14 protein-coding genes are annotated in these 18,548 nt (G+C 43.6%); 10 read left to right on the forward strand and 4 right to left on the reverse strand.

The features are described 5' to 3' along the window. Window positions 1–444 precede the first annotated feature (444 nt). Entirely contained in the window at window positions 445–1,662 is a 1,218-nt protein-coding gene (locus tag AC060N_RS07020) for a DUF763 domain-containing protein (protein WP_479526465.1), read from the forward strand. 299 nt (window positions 1,663–1,961) lie between these two features. Then, complete coding sequence (locus AC060N_RS07025; protein WP_479526466.1) at window positions 1,962–4,367, forward strand: glycoside hydrolase family 31 protein; 2,406 nt, start codon at window positions 1,962–1,964, stop codon at window positions 4,365–4,367. A 110-nt stretch (window positions 4,368–4,477) separates the two neighbouring features. Here the strand turns inward: AC060N_RS07025 and AC060N_RS07030 are convergent, their stop codons facing one another. Together AC060N_RS07030 and AC060N_RS07035 are read right to left on the reverse strand one after the other, a co-directional pair. Further along, window positions 4,478–5,566, reverse strand: a complete 1,089-nt coding sequence (locus AC060N_RS07030; protein ID WP_479526467.1) for an alpha/beta fold hydrolase — start codon at window positions 5,564–5,566, stop codon at window positions 4,478–4,480. A gap of 161 nt (window positions 5,567–5,727) precedes the next feature. Next, a complete protein-coding gene (locus tag AC060N_RS07035) occupies window positions 5,728–6,270 on the reverse strand; it encodes a heme-binding beta-barrel domain-containing protein (protein WP_479526468.1) in 543 nt (180 codons plus the stop codon). A 348-nt stretch (window positions 6,271–6,618) separates the two neighbouring features. Between AC060N_RS07035 and AC060N_RS07040 the strand changes: the two genes are divergently transcribed. Continuing rightward, complete coding sequence (locus AC060N_RS07040) at window positions 6,619–8,352, forward strand: S41 family peptidase (protein ID WP_479526469.1); 1,734 nt, start codon at window positions 6,619–6,621, stop codon at window positions 8,350–8,352. A 13-nt stretch (window positions 8,353–8,365) separates the two neighbouring features. On the opposite strand, the gene pheA is transcribed toward AC060N_RS07040, so the two are convergent. After that, window positions 8,366–9,211: a prephenate dehydratase gene (gene pheA / locus AC060N_RS07045; protein WP_479526470.1), complete on the reverse strand. Its 846-nt coding sequence runs from the start codon at window positions 9,209–9,211 to the stop codon at window positions 8,366–8,368. 142 nt (window positions 9,212–9,353) lie between these two features. Here pheA and AC060N_RS07050 point away from each other — a divergent pair, with 142 nt between their 5' ends. The 3 genes from AC060N_RS07050 (at window position 9,354) to AC060N_RS07060 (ending at window position 11,787) form a co-directional block, all read left to right on the forward strand. After that, window positions 9,354–9,848, forward strand: coding sequence for a toxin-antitoxin system YwqK family antitoxin (locus tag AC060N_RS07050; RefSeq protein WP_479526471.1), 495 nt, complete (start codon window positions 9,354–9,356; stop codon window positions 9,846–9,848). Between the two features lie 102 nt (window positions 9,849–9,950). Further along, window positions 9,951–11,270, forward strand: a complete 1,320-nt coding sequence (locus tag AC060N_RS07055) for a GntP family permease (protein WP_479526472.1) — start codon at window positions 9,951–9,953, stop codon at window positions 11,268–11,270. A gap of 25 nt (window positions 11,271–11,295) precedes the next feature. After that, a complete protein-coding gene (locus AC060N_RS07060; RefSeq protein ID WP_479526473.1) occupies window positions 11,296–11,787 on the forward strand; it encodes a hypothetical protein in 492 nt (163 codons plus the stop codon). Between the two features lie 96 nt (window positions 11,788–11,883). Here the strand turns inward: AC060N_RS07060 and AC060N_RS07065 are convergent, their stop codons facing one another. After that, complete coding sequence (locus AC060N_RS07065) at window positions 11,884–12,525, reverse strand: MutS-related protein (protein ID WP_479526474.1); 642 nt, start codon at window positions 12,523–12,525, stop codon at window positions 11,884–11,886. Between the two features lie 91 nt (window positions 12,526–12,616). On the opposite strand from AC060N_RS07065, the gene AC060N_RS07070 reads away from it, so the two are divergent. From AC060N_RS07070 to AC060N_RS07085, 4 genes are all read left to right on the forward strand, one after another. Then, the gene (locus tag AC060N_RS07070) at window positions 12,617–13,927 is read left to right on the forward strand and encodes an MFS transporter (RefSeq protein WP_479526475.1); all 1,311 of its coding nucleotides are present in this window, start codon (window positions 12,617–12,619) and stop codon (window positions 13,925–13,927) included. 179 nt (window positions 13,928–14,106) lie between these two features. Further along, a complete protein-coding gene (locus AC060N_RS07075) occupies window positions 14,107–15,678 on the forward strand; it encodes a carboxyl transferase domain-containing protein (protein ID WP_479526476.1) in 1,572 nt (523 codons plus the stop codon). Window positions 15,679–15,764: 86 nt separating this feature from the next. Further along, window positions 15,765–16,553, forward strand: a complete 789-nt coding sequence (locus AC060N_RS07080; protein WP_479526477.1) for an enoyl-CoA hydratase-related protein — start codon at window positions 15,765–15,767, stop codon at window positions 16,551–16,553. Continuing rightward, entirely contained in the window at window positions 16,553–18,547 is a 1,995-nt protein-coding gene (locus AC060N_RS07085) for an ATP-binding protein (protein ID WP_479526478.1), read from the forward strand. Before AC060N_RS07080 ends, AC060N_RS07085 begins: the two co-directional genes overlap by 1 nt. The last annotated feature ends 1 nt before the right edge of the window (window position 18,548 follow it).

Consider the following 18,548-nt stretch of genomic DNA (forward strand, 5'->3'; position numbering starts at 1 on the left):
TTATCTAATATATGGTTCTGTTGATCTAATGATGCTTTTGTTTTCTGCAATACTTTATATTAGTTAAGTTAATCAGATAAATGAGTCCCTTAAATTCGAGCCTCACAGCGCTTTGATTAATCATATAATTATTATGTGATTAATATGAATTATGTGAAGCTGATTCCAAAAAACGTCATTTTTGTGTGCGTTGTGCAGAATTTTTTAATGTTCTGGTAAGCATTTTAGGGGTATTGTTTATCATTGTTGGTTTTTATGATAATGTATTGTTCCTCAGGTGCTTGTTTGGATATTTATTATTGCTTCTTATTGTTGTTTTTGGAGTTATAAACGACCATTTGTAGGTGATTTTAAAGGAAAGTGTTTGGGTTTGAATAATTTTATGCTTTAACGCGAAACCGTTCTTAACTTTGTCTTATTGTCTTAAATCTAATCGTTGGTTGAATGAAACGTTCGGGACAAGCTGATCTGCCGCTTCATTATGGACGCGTACCTGCATGGTTATATGAGCGCATGCGGACGATGGGACTTGCTATTACGGAAGCGATCGTTGAGGAGTACGGCCCTGATGAATTTCTGCGACGTATCAGTGATCCGTTTTGGTTTCAGTCGTTTGGTGCTGTTTTGGGAATGGACTGGCATTCTTCAGGAATAACTACCTCGGTGATGGGCGCATTGAAACACGCTCTGAATCCGGTTTCACAAGAGTTGGGAATTTACGTCTGCGGAGGTCGGGGAAAGCATTCGCGGAAAACGCCCGAGGAATTATTACAAATAGGTGATCGGACCGGTTTAAACGGAGACGAATTGGTGCGCACCAGTAAGCTGACCGCAAAAGTGGACAATACAGCACTGCAGGATGGTTTTCAATTATACCTGCATTCTTTCATCCTGACTCAGAACGGAAATTGGGCTGTAGTGCAACAGGGAATGAACGAGGGGAATAACATGGCGCGTCGCTATCACTGGCTTTCGGAAAAAGTCAGTTCGTTTGTGGATGAGCCGCATGCATCGGTTATTGGACACAATCAGGGATTGATACTGAATCTGACAGCGCATGAAGCTGCTTCTTCCCGCGAAGGCATTCTGAATGTGGGAAACGAAAATCCCGGTAGGATGTTACCCGAAATCCGAAAGGTTTTGATGCCCCGCCACCATGATGTCAAATTGAGGGATGTTGATTTGCGACGCTTAGGAACGATTTTGGCCATGGCCTATGAGAATCAGTTCAAAAAGTTCGATGATTTTCTGTTGCTGCAGGGGCTCGGTCCTAAGACACTTCGATCGCTTACGTTGGTTAGTGAAGTGATTCACGGAACTCCCTCACGCTTTCGTGATCCGGCTCGTTTCTCATTTGCACACGGCGGAAAGGATGGCCACCCATTCCCGGTGCAAACTACTGTTTATGATGAATCGATCCATTTTCTGCAGGATGCTGTTCATAGAGCAAAAATCGGGGAGACCGAAAAGAAGGCTTCCATCAAAAAACTTTCTGACTTACTATTCAAACTTGAAAAGGATTTTGTTCCCGATACCGAAAAGTTTGAAAAGTATATTGAGCGGGAACGAAAAGAGTCGAAAGCTTTTGGCGGACAAACAGTGTTTGATGACAATAAGAAATCGAGGAAGAACCTGGATGACGGGCAATTGAAGCTGTTTTGACATTCGAGGAGAACCGACCCGTTTGTACATACATTTGAAAAATAACCGCGTATTTGTGTGGCTCACATGAAAAGGTTTCTTTAAAATTATGAAAGATAATTCAGCCAAAGCCTTAATTTTGATCCTCAGAACTGGCACATCCAACTACCTACCAAACAACTTAGTGGAATATTACCGGTGTTTATCACTGAAAAAGAGAATACTGGTATTAAGGAGATATTGAATTTTGAAACATGTCAATGCGATGTGTATCAGAAATCAATATGTCTAGTTTGCCAAATGTCAATAAACTAAAACACATGAAGACAATCCGGAAAACGATTTTTGCTGTTATGTTTGCAGTCGTTATGAGCATGCCATCATTTGCAGCAGGAAGATTAAGTGTACAGATTGGGAATTTTACTTCCTGGAAAGAAACTCCACACGGCGTTTTAATTTCGGCGGGCAACGCCAAACTCTCGTTAACGGTTTATGGCCCCGAGGTTGTTCGGGTTCGTGCCACACAGAACGAGTTTAGCACCACGCCCTCGTATGCCGTGATTACAGAGCCTTCGGGGAAATTTACTTCCGTGAAGGACGAAAAAGACAAACTGGTGTTATCGACCGGTGAGCTAAAGGTAGAGGTAAATAAGAATCCGGTACTGGTCCGTTTTTACAATAAAGACGGTAAGTTGCTGAATGAAGACGATCCGGGGCTGGGAATCAGTTGGCTCGGAACGGGGACTACTTGTTACAAAAAGCTGCAGCCCGGTGAACGGTTCATCGGACTTGGTGAGAAAACAGGAAACCTCGATCGTCGTGGTTCGGCGTACGTTGATTGGAATACCGACAATCCGGCTTATGCCACGAACGGAGATCCGCTTTATACATCGTTGCCATTTTATATTGGTTTGCACAACCAACTGACCTATGGAATATTCTTTGACAACACGTACAAAGCGACGTTTAATTTTGGTGCATCGAATAACCGGTTCTCCAGTTTTGGAGCGGTTGATGGCGAAATGAATTATTACTTCTTTGGGGGGCATTCGGTCGCTGATTTGTTGAAGGAATACACCGACCTGACCGGGCGAATCAAGATGCCACCTATTTGGGGACTGGGTTTCCAGCAAAGCCGTTGGAGCTATTTCCCCGACACGGAAGTATTGAACCTGGCCCGCACGTTCCGCGAGAAGAAAATCCCGGCTGATGTGATTTACCTCGACATTCATTACATGGATGCCTATAAGGTGTTTACGTGGAACAAAGAGCGTTTCCCGAATCCGTCAGCCATGATTGATTCGTTGAAAGACATGGGATTCCATATCGTGACCATTGTCGATCCGGGTGTGAAGAAGGAAAAAGGCTATTGGGCTTACGACAGCGGTTTGAAGAACGACTGTTTTGTGAAGTATCCCGACGGAACCAATTGGTCAGCCGATGTTTGGCCGGGTACCTGCAATTTCCCCGATTTTACCAATCCGAAAGTTCGGACCTGGTGGGGAAATCTTTACAAAGGACTGGTTTCAGACGGCGTAACCGGATTCTGGAACGATATGAACGAGCCGGCCTCGTGGGGAAATATGGTGCCCAACCTGGTGGAATTCGATATGGAAGGCCACAAGGGAACGATGGAGGAAGCACACAATGTTTATGGTATGCAAATGGCCCGCAGTACCTATCAGGGTGCTACCAAACTGATGGATGGTAAACGTCCGTTGGTGCTCACCCGTGCAGCTTACGCAGGAATACAGCGTTACTCGGCTATCTGGACCGGAGACAATGTGGCCTCCGACGAGCATATGCTGTTGGCATCGCGGCTGATTAACTCTATGGGCTTGGCCGGAGTACCATACATCGGAGCTGATGTCGGTGGTTTTATGGGAGGAACGACGAGTCGCAAGTTGTTTGCCCGTTGGATTTCCATCGCTGCTTATACTCCGTTCTTCCGCAGTCACTCGAAATATAACTCACGAGCGCACGAACCGTGGACTTTCGGGGAAGATGTGGAAGCCATTTCACGGAAGTACATCGATGAAAGGTATCAATTGCTGCCTTACATTTACTCGGCATTCTATCAAGCGCACGAAACGGGTATGCCGATCGCACGGTCGCTGGCCATCAACTATACGTTCGATAAGAATATTTACAACCCGGATTTCCAGGATGAATACCTTTTCGGTCCCTCCATTCTCGTAGCCCCGGTTTCCAGCAAACAGAACTTCGGACGGGTTTATCTGCCGAAAGGCGTTTGGTACCGTAAGAGCACAGGCAAAAAATACGATGGGGGTCAGTCGGTCATTGTGGATGCGCCACTGTCAGACTTGCCTGTATTTGTAAAAGCTGGTGCCATTATTCCGATGCAATCGACCGTTCAAAATACGGCGCAAAAAGGCGATGGTATCCTGCGGTTGCATATTTACAGTGGTTCCGAACCAAATAGATATTTGTATTACGAAGATGACGGAACGACTTACAAGTACGAGGATGGTCATTTCCTGAAAAGAGAATTCGCTTTCGATCCGACGGCTAAGAAGATTACTATTGGCAAAGCTGAAGGAAATTACGCCTCGAAGTTCGACAAAATCGAAATTGTATTGCACGGTTTCGATGGAATGAACTCAGTAAAAGTGGGAAGAAAAACCATGACCCTGCAAAAAGGTGAAGGCAACACACAAACGCTGACACTGGATGCCAATAATGGCGAAACAGTTCTTTCCTGGTAAGAAAAGAACATAAAATATAGTGAAAGCCTGTCGGAGGGAAGTGTTCCTGCCGGCAGGCTTTTTTGCTAAGATATAAGATCTTGTGAATTCGAAGTTTTGACTAAGCTAAATTAGTCGACGGCATGCTTGCCAAAGAAGGAATTAAGTATTTCGTTAAGAATTACCGGATTTTCTATAGCCGGTACATGCCCGGTGTTTGGAATAATGTGCAACTCCTTTTTATCTGCTGGTAAATCTGTTAGTGCGTCGTAAATCAATTGTGCGTGTTTTATCCCTACCACATAATCTTTTTCCCCCTGAATAACTGAAACCGGTATTTTTACTTTCCTCAGATCGGGTTCAATATTCATATTGTTATAATCCGGATTGTTACGAAAAGCTCTGTTGACCCGTTCTGCTTTAGGACCTATTGCCAAATATTCATTGGGAGTATATTTCATTAAAGCCAACAAAGCAGAATCGGCTAAAACTGATTTAATTGAGATAATTTTCGAAGTATCTGCAAAATAGGCATTGAATCCGAGTTTTGGAGGATATTCATGTTTAATGCGATTGACATCCAGGTAAAATTTCTCGAAGTTACTTGACTTAATTCGTTGCAAATCTTCTTGCATCGTAAGTAATGTTTTCCTTTCCTTCAGAGATGGATTTTGACCAAGTTTCTTTTCAATCAATCGTAGTTCGTGTTCAATAAGTGAACTGTTCTGATATTGGCTATTGGCTTTACCGTCAACGCAAGCATATGCACCGATCTTTTCCTGATGATTGAGGACATATAGAAAGCCGTACATGCAGCCCCAGGAAGTTCCAATTAGATTTGCTTTTGTTTTTTGGTAACGGCTAATTAATGTGTCGACAACAATGTTGAGATCCTCGAGGTATTGAGAAACATTGAGCAAAGTTGAATCAGAACTGACAGGTGATTTTCCGCAGCCGCGTTGGTCGAGCCATGCCATAAGATAATGGCTTTCGAGGCCCGGTCCCATTAGTTTTATATCAATTCCGGAATATCCTCCGGGGCCTCCGTGCAAATTGATGATTAATGGTTTTTCCGGATTTCCACGCATTCGGACATATAGCTCGGATTTTGGAACAGGAATTCGAATTTCTTCATCGATAAATGAGGGCGATTTTTTTGTTTGACCGAAAGTAAGACCGGTAATGGATAGGAAAATGCAGATAAATAGCAGCTTGTACATAATCAGTTAGTTAGGTTTGATTTTCGAAAATACCGAATCTGGAGTAGATATTCAAATGAAGTTGGTGATCTGCTGAGCTTATTCTGAAGGGATAACTGGTTGAGGCGGGCCTTGTTGGGGTGATGTATCCTTGATGAGATTAGGCGGTTTGTCGGCAGATTTTAAGGGTTCTTCATCAATTCTTGCGAGCCAAAATTGACGAAGTCCTGTTCGGGGAAAGCGACATTGAATGAGGTGCTTAGTTGACGGTCTCCCTCTTTTGGGATAATCCATCTTGCTTTTCCGTCGGGGACAAAGTCTTCGGTTCTTTCCGTATCGAAAACCAGCGTATGAGCTGTTGAAATGGTGTCGTTCAGGTAATACTGATTGACGTAGCCGTCGTTGCTAAACTGCCTGTAAATAATCAGTTTTCGGTCCTTGTCGTAACTAAAAAAGCCTTTCTCCTGATGAAACTGGCCTTTGTTATTTTTTCCTTTCGGGGCAAACCTCGATTCAGCATCCATTTCGATGAATTTTCCCTGCATGATGTAGTAAAAGGAAACTTCCACTTTCGATTTTGTGTCGCCGTATCCACTTCCTGTCCCCATCCAGTCTCCGATTAAAAAATTGAGCTGTTCGAGCGGATTTCCCTGGGCGAACGAGACGCCGGAGAACGAAAGCAAACAAATTAGCAGGGCAATATTTCGTTTGTTCAAAATACTCATCTGGAACTTTTCTCTTATATATTTGATTCATCGGTGAACCTGAACTTTTCCGGGAAGAAACATTCAGTGCACTTATTCCCCTTTATTCCCTTCCCATATAAAAGTAAGGGATTCCAATCATTATTTAAAAGCACATCTTATGTTTTCAAACGAAATGCCAACAGAATAAGTAGTGAAGAATGTGTTTTCCGGTTGTCAAACCATCTCAAATGTGGTGATGATTTGTTTGATTTAATGTGGATAAACTAGTTGAAATGTAGTGTTTTGTCGGTAAATTTAGTTGGTGATGTTGCATCGAATTCGGAGAATGAATAGTCTTTAGATTGGTACCATAAAAACGAACAAGCCATGAAAAAGAATTTTCCAAACCAGGATAACCTAATTCTTCAAAGGGTTTTAACTGTTTCTTTTAGTCTGGCTTTTATAATTTTTCTGTCTTTTAATCTTCATGGGCAGGAAACCAGTGATTTCCATAAAATCAGCGGTTATTGGGAAGGCGAATTTATGCCAGGCAATCATCTCACGATGGTTTTGCATTTTGAGGAATCAGAAGAAGGAGCAACAGTTGGTCGGATTTTCCTTTACCAGGAAAACAACCAAATTCAGGATGATGCACTGAGTGATATTCGACTGGATGGTAAGCAACTGACATTTTTAATTGAGGCTAAGAATACTCCTTTTGCAGGAAAGGTTTCATCCGATAGACAGCAAATTACCGGGGAGCTCCATTTTCCGGATAATTCATCTCATCCGGTTCAGGTTCGAAAAGTAGAAAAGCCATCAAAAGGTTCTGTTGCGGAAGAAGAACCAACCAGATCGCCAAACCAGCGATATTCTGTCGCACAATTGCAATCTGATTTCAGTTTTCTGCGAAAACAGCTGGAACAAACGCATCCACAACTATACCTCTACACCTCAAAGGAAGAATTTGACCGGCTTTTTGTGCAAGCTTATGCGAGCATTCGAAATGAAATGACAGAAGATGAATTCTTCCGTTTGATTGCTCCGGTGGTTGAGGAAGTTCATTGTGTGCATACCGGGATTCGCCTGTCAGAAGCGTATGAAAGGATGATGGCTGATTCTTCGGGATTTCTTCCTTTGGATATCCGGTTTGTTGAAGGGAAAGTTTACGTTATTAAAAGTTATGAGAAAACTCCATCCGTTGAAAAGAGAATGCAGGTGCTGTCAGTCAACGGGAGAAAAGTGAAGGATATTTATGCGCGGTTGATGGATTGTATTCCCTCGGATGGACAGAATCAAACAGCAAAAAACTTTGAGATTAACACTGATTTCTCGCGTGTGTATGCCCGTTATAATGGGAAAAGCAAATCATATGAGTTGGAGTGTAGTAGCCCTTCCGGAAAGAGAGTTACTACAAGCGTCAAAGCTTTAACGGGAAAAGAACTGGAAGAGGCCATGCAGACAGCATATCCAAAAAGATTTCCTGCCGGATTACCAGTTAACCTGAAGACAGACGAGAAGAAAAGTACAGCTATCCTGACGGTTTCCGGTTTTTGGGCTCCCAACCCTGATGATTACATTGCCTTTCTGGAAAACGCATTCGCAGAGATAAAATCGAAAAATATCCAACATTTGATTATTGACGTCAGAGGAAACAAAGGTGGACATCCCTTCTTTGGCGCTGAGTTATTATCATATCTGGCCAAATCGGACTTCATCTATTTTGAGCAGCCGGAGGAAAGGCCTGAAATCGCTCCGTTGTATCACCCCTGGCCGGCAAAAGAAAATGCTTTTAAAGGGGATATTTATGTACTGATGGATGGTGGTTGTTTGTCGACAACCGGGCATTTTCTTTCATTGGTGCGCTATCACAAATTGGGAACATTAATCGGTGAAGAGTCCGGAGGTTCGTTTTACTGCAACGACGGCAGCATTCCGTTGACGTTGCCGGAAACAGGGACTCGTTTTAATTTGCCACGGGTTACTTTCCAAACCGCCGTTTCTGGTTTTAAAAAGGGAGATCCGCTTCTTCCGGACCATGCAGTTAGAACGACTCTTGATGATTTGCTGAATGAGAGAGACGCTGTGATGGAGTACACGAAGAAACTGATTGAGGACTAATCGACAGGTAGCACTATTCTTTTTTCAGAAGGTCCGATTTCGAATAGGAGCCAAGTACTTTCACTTTGTTCATCGTTTTAATCTCATCCAATGCGGCGGTCACTTTCTCTTCCCGGATGTGTCCTTCAAAATCGATGAAGAAATGATACTTACCGAACGCTTGTCCGGTTGGACGCGAAACGATAGAGGTGAGGTTGATGTTCCGTTTGGCAAAGGAGGAAAGGATGCCTTCAAGTAATCCTGCCCGGTCGTTGTCATCAATCACGATCAGCGAAGTTTTGTGATTTCCTTCGGAAAAATATGCATCCGATGCAACATTGTTCGTGAAGGCGAGAAAGCGGGTGGAATTGTTGGGATAATCGTTTACGTTCTCAATTACTTGGGGGAATTCAGTTTCGGAATAGGAATCAAAGGGAACGATAGCTCCGTCTGCATCGTTGCTCTCTTTTACTCTTTCGAGTGATTCCATGTTGCTTTGTGTCGTAATGATTTCGACGTTTTCCAGCGAATCGATGAAATCTGCACATTGTCCTTTGGCAACAAACTGAACGTACAAACGCTTCAGGTTTTTCATATTTGTTGCTTTTCCAACAAACGAAAAGCGTATGGAGAGCATTACTTCCGCAGCTATTTTTAATTCGGACGCTACCAGGTAGTCGAGCACGATGGATACAAAACCTTCCGTCAGGTTTTCAATGGGCAACACTCCGTAATCGGACGTTTTGCCAATGGCATTCAGTACTTTTTTGATGGAAGGATAGTACTCGATTTCATATTCTTCATTCAATTGAGTGCTAAATATTTTCGTGGCTTTGTCCGAATAGGTTCCTTTCGGGCCTAAAGTCGCAATCTTCTTCATTCTCTTTTCAATGCTACTTAAAACAAGATAACGGTGCTCGTCTGTTTTAGTTCAGATGGTGAAAGTAGTAATTGCAGAAAAACTCTGATTGAATTAATTATTTTAAATTTATGGAGTACCTAATCTTTAAAAGACATCGACCATGAATAAGAATATGTTGCAGATTTCTTTCCTTTTTTTAATAATCCTGTTGTTCTCTTCATGCAATAATAAGAAAGAAACTCCTGGCGGAAACAACCATGAGATCGAAGCTAAGTTAAATGATAGTTTGAGCATTAAAATTTATTTAGACGATCAGAATAAGAATTTTTCGGGTGTAATAATAAAAAATACGACTAGTAAGATAAATCATATTTATTGGTTTCGTGATGACGGAATAACACCTGTGATCATTGGTAGAGATAGCAATGGAGTAAGAGTAGGTCATTATTATACTTACTTTGGGAATGGGAGGTTGAATAATAGTATTTATTATGTTAATGGCAAGGCTGAAGGGGAATGGGATATTTATTCTGAAGACGGAAAAATCATTTATAAAGCTTATTATGAGAATGGAAAAGCGAAAAAGGTCGAAATAAACGATACTTTAGTTGTAGATTTCCAGCTACCGTCAGAGATGATAACTAGGTCGAAATAGACGATACTTTAGTTGTAACAAGTTCTTCAATTTCACCAATTAAAGAAGAGCAATAAAAGAATTCTGGTAACTTTAAAAGCCACTGACATTAACGGTATTCATATGGTAATTATAATCTCTTTAATTCTTGTCATTTTCCTGGTTGTCATCGCCACAACCAAATTCAATATTCATCCCTTTCTTTCTTTGCTGTTTGCAGCCGTGGTTATGGGATTTGTATCCGGGATGGATGGCGGTGTTATCGTCAAAAAATTGACGGAAGGGTTTGGTAAAACGCTTTCCAGTATTGGTATCATCATTGCGTTTGGGACCATTATCGGAGTCTATCTGGAAAAGAGTGGCGGGGCCATGAAAATTGCCCGTACCATTTTGAAAATGATCGGTGAAAAACGTTCGGCGCTGGCTATGAACCTGACCGGATTTATTGTTTCCATCCCGGTGTTTTGCGACTCCGGTTTTGTGATCTTGTCGCGTTTAAATAAAGCATTGAGTAAAAAATCGGGTATATCTCTTGTGGTTTTTGCCATATCGCTGGCAGCAGGGTTATATGCAACCCATGTATTTGTCCCACCCACACCGGGTCCACTCGCTGCTGCGGCGGCATTGAAAGCTGATTTGGGATTGGTCATTTTATTAGGCCTCATTGTGGCGTTACCCGTTTCGCTGGCTGGGTACTTTTGGGCGAAGTTTATCAGTAAGAAAGTGAGTATTGTCGTAAAAGAAGAGACTCAAATGGAAGATGAACCGGAAAAGCTACCCGGTAATCTTGTCTCCTTTGCACCGATTATTTTCCCTATCATTTTAATTGCTCTTAAATCCATCGCAGAGTACCCGACGCATCCGTTCGGGAGCGATTGGATATATCAGGTTATTGGTTTTATGGGAAATCCGGTTATCGCACTTTTCATGGGAGTCATTCTGGCGTTTGCGCTGAAACATAGCGCTAAGGAATCTCATTTTGACTGGACCGTAAAGGGTTTGAAAGAAGCGGGTGTCATTATTTTGATTACGGGTGCCGGAGGAGCATTTGGAGAGATTCTGCGGGCAGGCGGAATCGGCGATATCATCGGGGCGGGCTTATCTGATTTTCAGGTAGGTATTTTATTGCCTTTTATTCTCGCTGCCATTTTGAAATCGGCACAAGGCTCGTCAACGGTGGCTATCATCACCACGGCGGCTATCGTTGCACCTCTGCTTGGTTCTCTGGGATTGTCATCCGAAACCAGCAAAGCGCTGACAGTTCTGGCTATCGGTGCCGGAGCGATGACGGTCTCCCATTTGAATGACAGCTATTTCTGGGTGGTTTCACAATTTTCGGATATGGATACATCTACAGCGTTGAAGAGTCAAACGATGGCTACGTTGCTGCAAGGGTTAACGGGTATCGCCATTATTTACACACTTAACTTGGTTTTAGGGTAAGAACAAAACTTAAACGACTAAAAGAATGTACATTACTAAGAATTTGGTGCGGCTAAGTGTCTATTTGTGTGTTATGTTTGTGATTTATAGTTGTCGTACTGAGATGCCTAAGGATTTTGCTATTTATGCAGAGTATGGTTTGGCGAGAACTAAAAAAGTAAATAGCTACAATGACACATTTACATTCAGAACAGGAGGTATCTCTGACTCGGTAGTTGTCAAATTCAGATTTTCGAATGAGGAACTGGAACAATTATGGAGACTAATTAACAGAAATAACATATCTGAATACGACTCATATTATATTCCTAAAGATGAATTCCAAGTTTCTCCTAATGAAAGCTATTTTCTTCGATTTAGGACAAATGGAATTGAACATCAAATAACATGGGACACATCTACGAGTGCTAGAGATAGAAAATCTAAGAGGTTGCGTTTGGTTTTTAAAAAAATCAAGAAGATAGTGGCGAAAGACTCGAGTATAGCAAAATTAAAGTATGGTTTTGAGCCACTCTAGTATTTACTAATAGGTGTGAATAATTAGCTGTTTTTTTTACCAAATGCTTAAATCGGAGCTTTGGGTTTTCAATTTTTTCCATGTTGTAGCGTGTTATTAGCCTTCCAGTTTCTTTGCTATCTGTGCTTTTCTATCCAATTCATGAGATATCGTCATGGCATCTTCAATGATTGTTTTCGGATAGTCATTGAGTTGTAAAATTTTGATGGCATTCCGGTTTTTCAGTTTCCCATTCTTTAGTTTATAATCAAAATCAATGGATTGTTGGTTGATGATTTCGCTGAAGTGGAATAGCTCATATTCCTCTTTCAGTAAATCGGCCAGTTCGATGTCATGGGTCGAGACAAAAATAATATGGTTGTTTTGATTTAGAGAGGAAAGAATAGCCTTGCCCGCAGAAATCCGCTCAACAGTATTGGTTCCCTTGAAAATCTCATCCAGCAAATAAATATTGGGAGCTTCGTTATGGGATTTATCTATCATCTCTTTAATCGTCAGCACTTCCTGAAAGTAATAACTCCGATCGTTCATCAGGTCATCGCTAATTCGAATGGCAGTAAAAATGCGCATTTTAGGTAATGAGAAGTGACGGGCAAAGCAGGTATTTATCGTTTGAGCGGTAATTGCATTAATTCCTATGGTACGAATAAAGGATGTTTTACCAGACATGTTAGAGCCCGTCAGGAGAATTGTGAAATGAGTCGGACAAGAAAAATCCCCGGGGCAGAACGGTTCCACTTAAAACTTTCGTTAAAAGCTGAGTCCGAAGGTGGAAAAAAATGTCAGTAAGAAATCCGATTCTATACCTTTGCATCTTAATTTCTTTCTTATGCCGAACTACGCAAAAATTCCTTTTCGGGTCGATCGTTGGCCTTTTTTCTATGGTTGGTTTGTTGTTACCATGGGAACGTTGGGTGTTTTGTTCAGTGTCCCGGGACAAACGATGGGCGTTTCAGTTTTCACCGACCATCTGATTGGTGAGTTGAACGTATCCCGCGATCAAATCAGCCTGGCGTATATGTTTGGCACCATTGGCAGTTCTCTGTTTCTCACCCTGGCGGGAAAATGGTACGATCGGTATGGTGTACGTCTGGTCATGGGAGGAGCAACGCTTACCCTTGCATTGGCGTTGGTGTTGGCATCGTTCTCTCCGGCAATCGTTTCGCTTGGAAAGGGACTCTCGTTTTTACCGTTGTCCTATTTTGCCGTATTTATCATGAGCCTGCTCTTTTTCCTGATTCGTTTCTCGGGGCAGGGAGTGATGACGATGTCGTCGCGCAACATGATTATGAAATGGTTCGACCGAAAACGGGGCTTGGCAAATGCATTGAGTAGCGCGTTTGTGAGCTTCGGTTTTTCCATGTCACCGCTGATTCTGGCATGGGGAATCGGTCGTTTCGAGTGGTATGGTACCTGGCGTTGGCTGGCAGTTCTGCTGGTGCTTTTTGCTGTTTTAGTGTTGGTTTTCTACCGTGATAATCCGGAAATCTGCGGGTTGGTTCCTGATGGAAAAAATCCACGACCGTTGACTGAAAAGGAGCAATTGCAGCAAAACCGGAAGCAATTCACGTTAAAGGAAGCGAGAAAAACCACCGCTTTCTGGGGCGTTGCTATTGCTACAACGTTTAATGGTTTTTTCGTTACAGGTTTGACTTTCCACATCTTGTCCATCTTTCACACAGCAGGAATGGACGACACGAAAGCGCTGGGAATTTTTCTTCCGGCTACACTTATTTCGATTATCGTTTCTATCGGCGGTAACTACATCAGCGATTTTATTCGCTTGAAATACCTGCTCTTGATTATGGCACTGGGAGGAATTCTCTCTTCCATCGGATTGATTTTGCTTGGAAATGGCTGGAGTTACTATGTTCTAATCGTTGGGAACGGAACGTTGAGTGGCATGTACAGCGTGCTTTCTGCAGTAGCATTTCCCCGCTATTTCGGTCGTAAGCACCTCGGTGCCATTTCCGGTTTCAACATGTCGATGATTGTTTTTGGTAGCGCCATTGCTCCGCTTATCTTCAGTTTGAGTAAAACGCAAACCGGAAGTTATCATCATGCCGGAATGTTTTCTTTATCCGTTGCCGTATTAATATTCCTGCTGGCAACGCGTGTCCGCAATCCCCAAACAAATTAACATTGCTTACTGCTTTTTGTGGGGGCTGAGTCAATTTGTTACTCATGTCCGGATTTGTGGGCTGATTTTCAATATCTGTTGAAAAAAACTGTCCTTTTGTTCCATTTTTATGTAAATTTTATTGAACAAAAAACATTTATATTTATTTAAGACATGAAACTCTTATATTGCGGCAAATTTTGAAACAGATCAGATCCGAAATAGATGAGCAGTCACCCGACTTTAAAGAAAAAGTTGGGGAGTATGAGAATGTGCTGATTTCCTACCGGGAAGCGCTTCGTCAGACCGTTGAACGTGAGCACGAACCCGCGGTGAAAAAGCATCTGGACAGAGGCAAATTGCCGGCGCGCAAACGCATCAGTTTGCTAATCGATCCGCAGACTCCGTTTTTGGAGCTTTCTACTTTGGCGGCGTACGATCAGTATGACAACCAGTTTCCGTCTGCAGGTATTATTACCGGCATTGGTCGGATTCATGGTCGAGAAGTGGTGATTATTGCCAATGACGCTACTGTGAAGGGCGGCACTTATGTGCATGAAACCCTGAAAAAACATATACGGGCGCAGGAAATTGCCATGCAAAATAATTTGCCGTGTGTGTACCTGGTGGATTCGGGGGGGATTTTTCTGCCCGAGCAGGCAAGATTATTTCCTGACAGGTTTGATTTCGGTCGCATTTTCAACAATCAGGCCCGGATGTCGGCCGAAGGAATTCCACAAATTTCGGTAGTGATGGGCTCGTGCACGGCTGGTGGCGCTTATGTCCCGGCCATGAGTGATGAAACCATCATGGTGAAGAATCAGGGAACCATTTTTATTGGAGGACCTCCTTTGGTGAAAGCGGCTACCGGCGAAGATGTGGATGCGGAAGAACTAGGTGGCGCACTGGTGCACACCGGAATTTCGGGTGTGGCCGATCACCTGGCGGAGAATGATGTAGATGCATTGAAAAAGTGCCGCAGCATCATCGAAACATTGCCATTGCCCGACAAGCAGGCATTGGATGTAACACCTCCGGAAGCTCCCTTGTACAATGCTTCTGACCTGTATGGTCTGGCACCGGTTGATTTGAAAAAGCCAATCAGGATGCGTGAAATCATCGCCCGTCTGGTAGACGGCAGTAAGTTTCAGGAGTTCAAAGAGCGCTACGGAACGACCATTATTACCGTTTTTTCCAAAATAATGGGATTCCCGGTAGGGATTATTGCCAATAACGGCTTCCTGACATCGGAGGCGTCTCTAAAAGCGGCTCATTTTATCGAATTATGCAACTTCCGGAAGGTTCCGTTGTTGTTTTTGCAGAACATTACCGGCTTTATTGTCGGGAAAAAATACGAACAGGAGGGCATTGCCCGCAATGGTGCGAAACTGATTCATGCGGTGGCTACGGCTAATGTCCCTCGTTTTACGGTGATTATTGGTGGTTCATATGGTGCCGGCAATTATGCAATGGCGGGCCGGGCGTATGACCCGAATTTTCTGTTTATGTGGCCCAATGCCCGTATTGGGGTGATGGGAGGTGAACAGGCATCACAGGTGTTGCAGTCCATCGGCAAGAAAGGTGGAAAGAGCGGCGCACCTGATTTGGTCAGCCAGTTCGAAGAAGAGAGTCGTGCTTTGTACAGCACGTCCCGTTTGTGGGATGATGGCATTATCGAGCCAACCGAAACCCGCCAAGTGTTGGGACTGGCTATTTCTGTTTCACTAAACCGGAAGTTTGGTGAACCTAAAACCGGTATTTACCGTATGTAGGCTTAGTGCTGAATGGATTGATAAAAAGAGATGAACAGAGAAATCTGTATTTGCATAACCTGATTGATTTGCGTAAGCATTGATCTATGGAAAATTACCAAACCCTGGTGGTGAAACCGGAAGGAAAAACGTTGAACCTCTGGTTAAACCGAAGTGAAGTACATAATGCGCTCAACCGTGAGATGATTGTTGAGTTGCACCATTTTTTTCAATGGGCGGAGGAACAGCCTTCCTACCGTTTTGTGGTAATTCGCGGTGAAGGAAAATCGTTCTGTGCCGGTGCCGATCTGAACTGGATGAAAGAGTCTGCAACACTGAGTGAAGCAGAAAATCTGGAAGATAGTCGCTTGCTCACTAATATGTTGATGGCTATCTATCGAAGTTCGAAAGTAGTCGTTGGAGCAGCATACGGTAATATATTCGGTGGTGGAACCGGATTGTTGGCCGCCTGTGATATAGCTTATACAGTGTCCAATGCCCGCTTTTCGTTGAGTGAAACCCGACTTGGACTGGTAGCCGCCAGTATTACGCCTTTGCTGATGAAACGTATGAAAGCTTCGCGGCTGAAGGAATTGATTTTCTCAGGAAGACATTTCAATGGGGACGAGGCATATGAAAATGGTTTAGCCGATCGGGTTTTCGAGTCGGTAGAAGATATGGATAGGTTCATCCTTCAGTTGCTTGAGCAGATGTTGAAAGGTGGACCTCGCGCTGTGGTCCGTTCCAAACAGTTGATCAATGAACTATCGGACGGAACCTCGATGGATGAATATATGAAGCAAATGCCAGAACTATTGGCGGAGGTTAGAGTGACTCCCGAAGCTCAGGAAGGCATTACTGCATTTTTAGAAAAACGAACTCCCGACTGGCCTTGATGATGGAGAGACTGGAAAAAATATTAATCGCCAATCGCGGTGAAATTGCGCTTCGGATTATCCGGGCAGCGCGTTCCATGCACATTTCCACCGTCGCTGTTTACTCCGAGGAGGAAGTGGGGGCGCTGCATGTTCGCCAGGCCGATGAGTCGGTGTCGCTCGGAGAAGGTTCGCTGAACGATACCTACCTGAATATCGAAAAGATGATTCAGGCGGCGGTTCAATCCGGGGCACAGGCTATTCACCCGGGATATGGTTTCCTTTCGGAAGATTACCGTTTTGCGGAAGCTTGTGGTGAAGCAGGAATTATTTTTATCGGTCCCGATGCCGAAGTGTTGAGGCTGATGGGAAATAAAATGGAAGCCAAGCAGTTTGCTCAAAAACTGGATATTCCGGTTTTACTCGGTCAAACCCTCGAAGCTGGACAGTTAAATGGCGAAGCCAAATCGCTGGAGTATCCGATGTTGATTAAAGCTTCCCATGGAGGTGGCGGAAAAGGAATGCAGATCGTTGGTTCGGCTGATGAGCTGCATGAAAAACTTACGCAGGCATCGCGTGCTGCTGCCAATTATTTTGGAAACGGCGAAGTGTACGTTGAGCCTTACGTCGAAAAGGCCCGTCACATCGAAGTGCAGATTCTGGGCGATCGTCATGGTAACTTGGTACATCTCTTTGAGCGGGATTGTACGCTGCAGCGGAACCACCAAAAGATTGTGGAAGAAGCACCTGCTGCCAATCTTCCGGGAGCTGTGCAGGAGCAACTCCTGAATGCGGCTTTAACGCTGGGGAAGGAAACCAACTATTCGGGTGCCGGAACCGTTGAGTTTTTGGTAGAACCCGACGGCCGTTTCTGGTTCATGGAAATGAATCCGCGTATCCAGGTCGAACATCCGGTTACCGAAGAGGTAACGGGGATTGATATTGTCCGGGAACAATTACGGATTGCTTCCGGCAAGCCTTTATCGTTCAGCCAAAGTGATGTTTCGCTGAAAGGACATGCCATCGAAGTTCGCGTCTATCGCGAAGACCCGGAAAAAGCGTTTGCGCCGTCTTCTGCACCGGTTAATTTTTACCGGTTGCCCGGAAATGGTGTCCGGCTGGAGACCGATTTGGATGGGGACAATGAAGCCGGCAGCCAGTTCGATCCGTTGATTGCCAAGATTATTACTTATGGTGAAAACCGAAACGACGCATTGGCGAAGATGGAGTTGGCACTGAATGAATTGTCGGTTCATGGCCCGAAGACCAATCTTTTGTATCTGAAACATTTGTTGAAAGAAACTTCGGTTGTCAACAACGATATACATACCGCCTTTATTAGCGAACAGCTGCAGGAACATCTGGATGGCTTACAGCAAAATCGTGATAATGTATCACGGGATGTTTTGTTGGCAGCCTATCTGTATCTTGGTTTTCTGCGAAAGCAAAACAATGCGGTTGATACCTGGGAACAGGTTGGATTTCATCGCGTAAAAAATCAGGTCGAAATAGCTATTGACGACCAACTTTTTTCGGTTACTTTTCATTCCCGGAAGAGAAACAGTTTTCAGTTGCAGAACGGAGGCGAAACGTTTTCCGTTTCAGTAAAGGAAACGGATACGCAGCGCTTAACTGTTTCGCTGGATGGGAAGAATCACGAAATTTTCTGGTCTAATCATCCGGTAGCCGGAAAATGGATTGATTCAGATGGATTTCATTTTCATCTGACCAGTCCGGATTTGTTGGAGGATTATCATGGTGAAGCAGCCGGAGAAGAGCCGGAAACGGCAGAAAACGAAGCGGTAGTTCGATCGCCGCTACACGGAAAGATTATCGATATTCAAGTCAAACATAATCAAATCATCAAAAAAGGGGAGATATTGCTGGTGATCGAATCGATGAAATCGGAGAACCACGTTACATCGCCCCGAGCAGCAAAAATTAAATCCATTGCTGTAGAGGTTGGTAGCCAGGTAACTGACGAAATGCCTTTAATTATTCTGGAGGATATTTAAC

The sequence above is a fragment of the Prolixibacter sp. DSM 2831 genome (assembly GCF_056493735.1).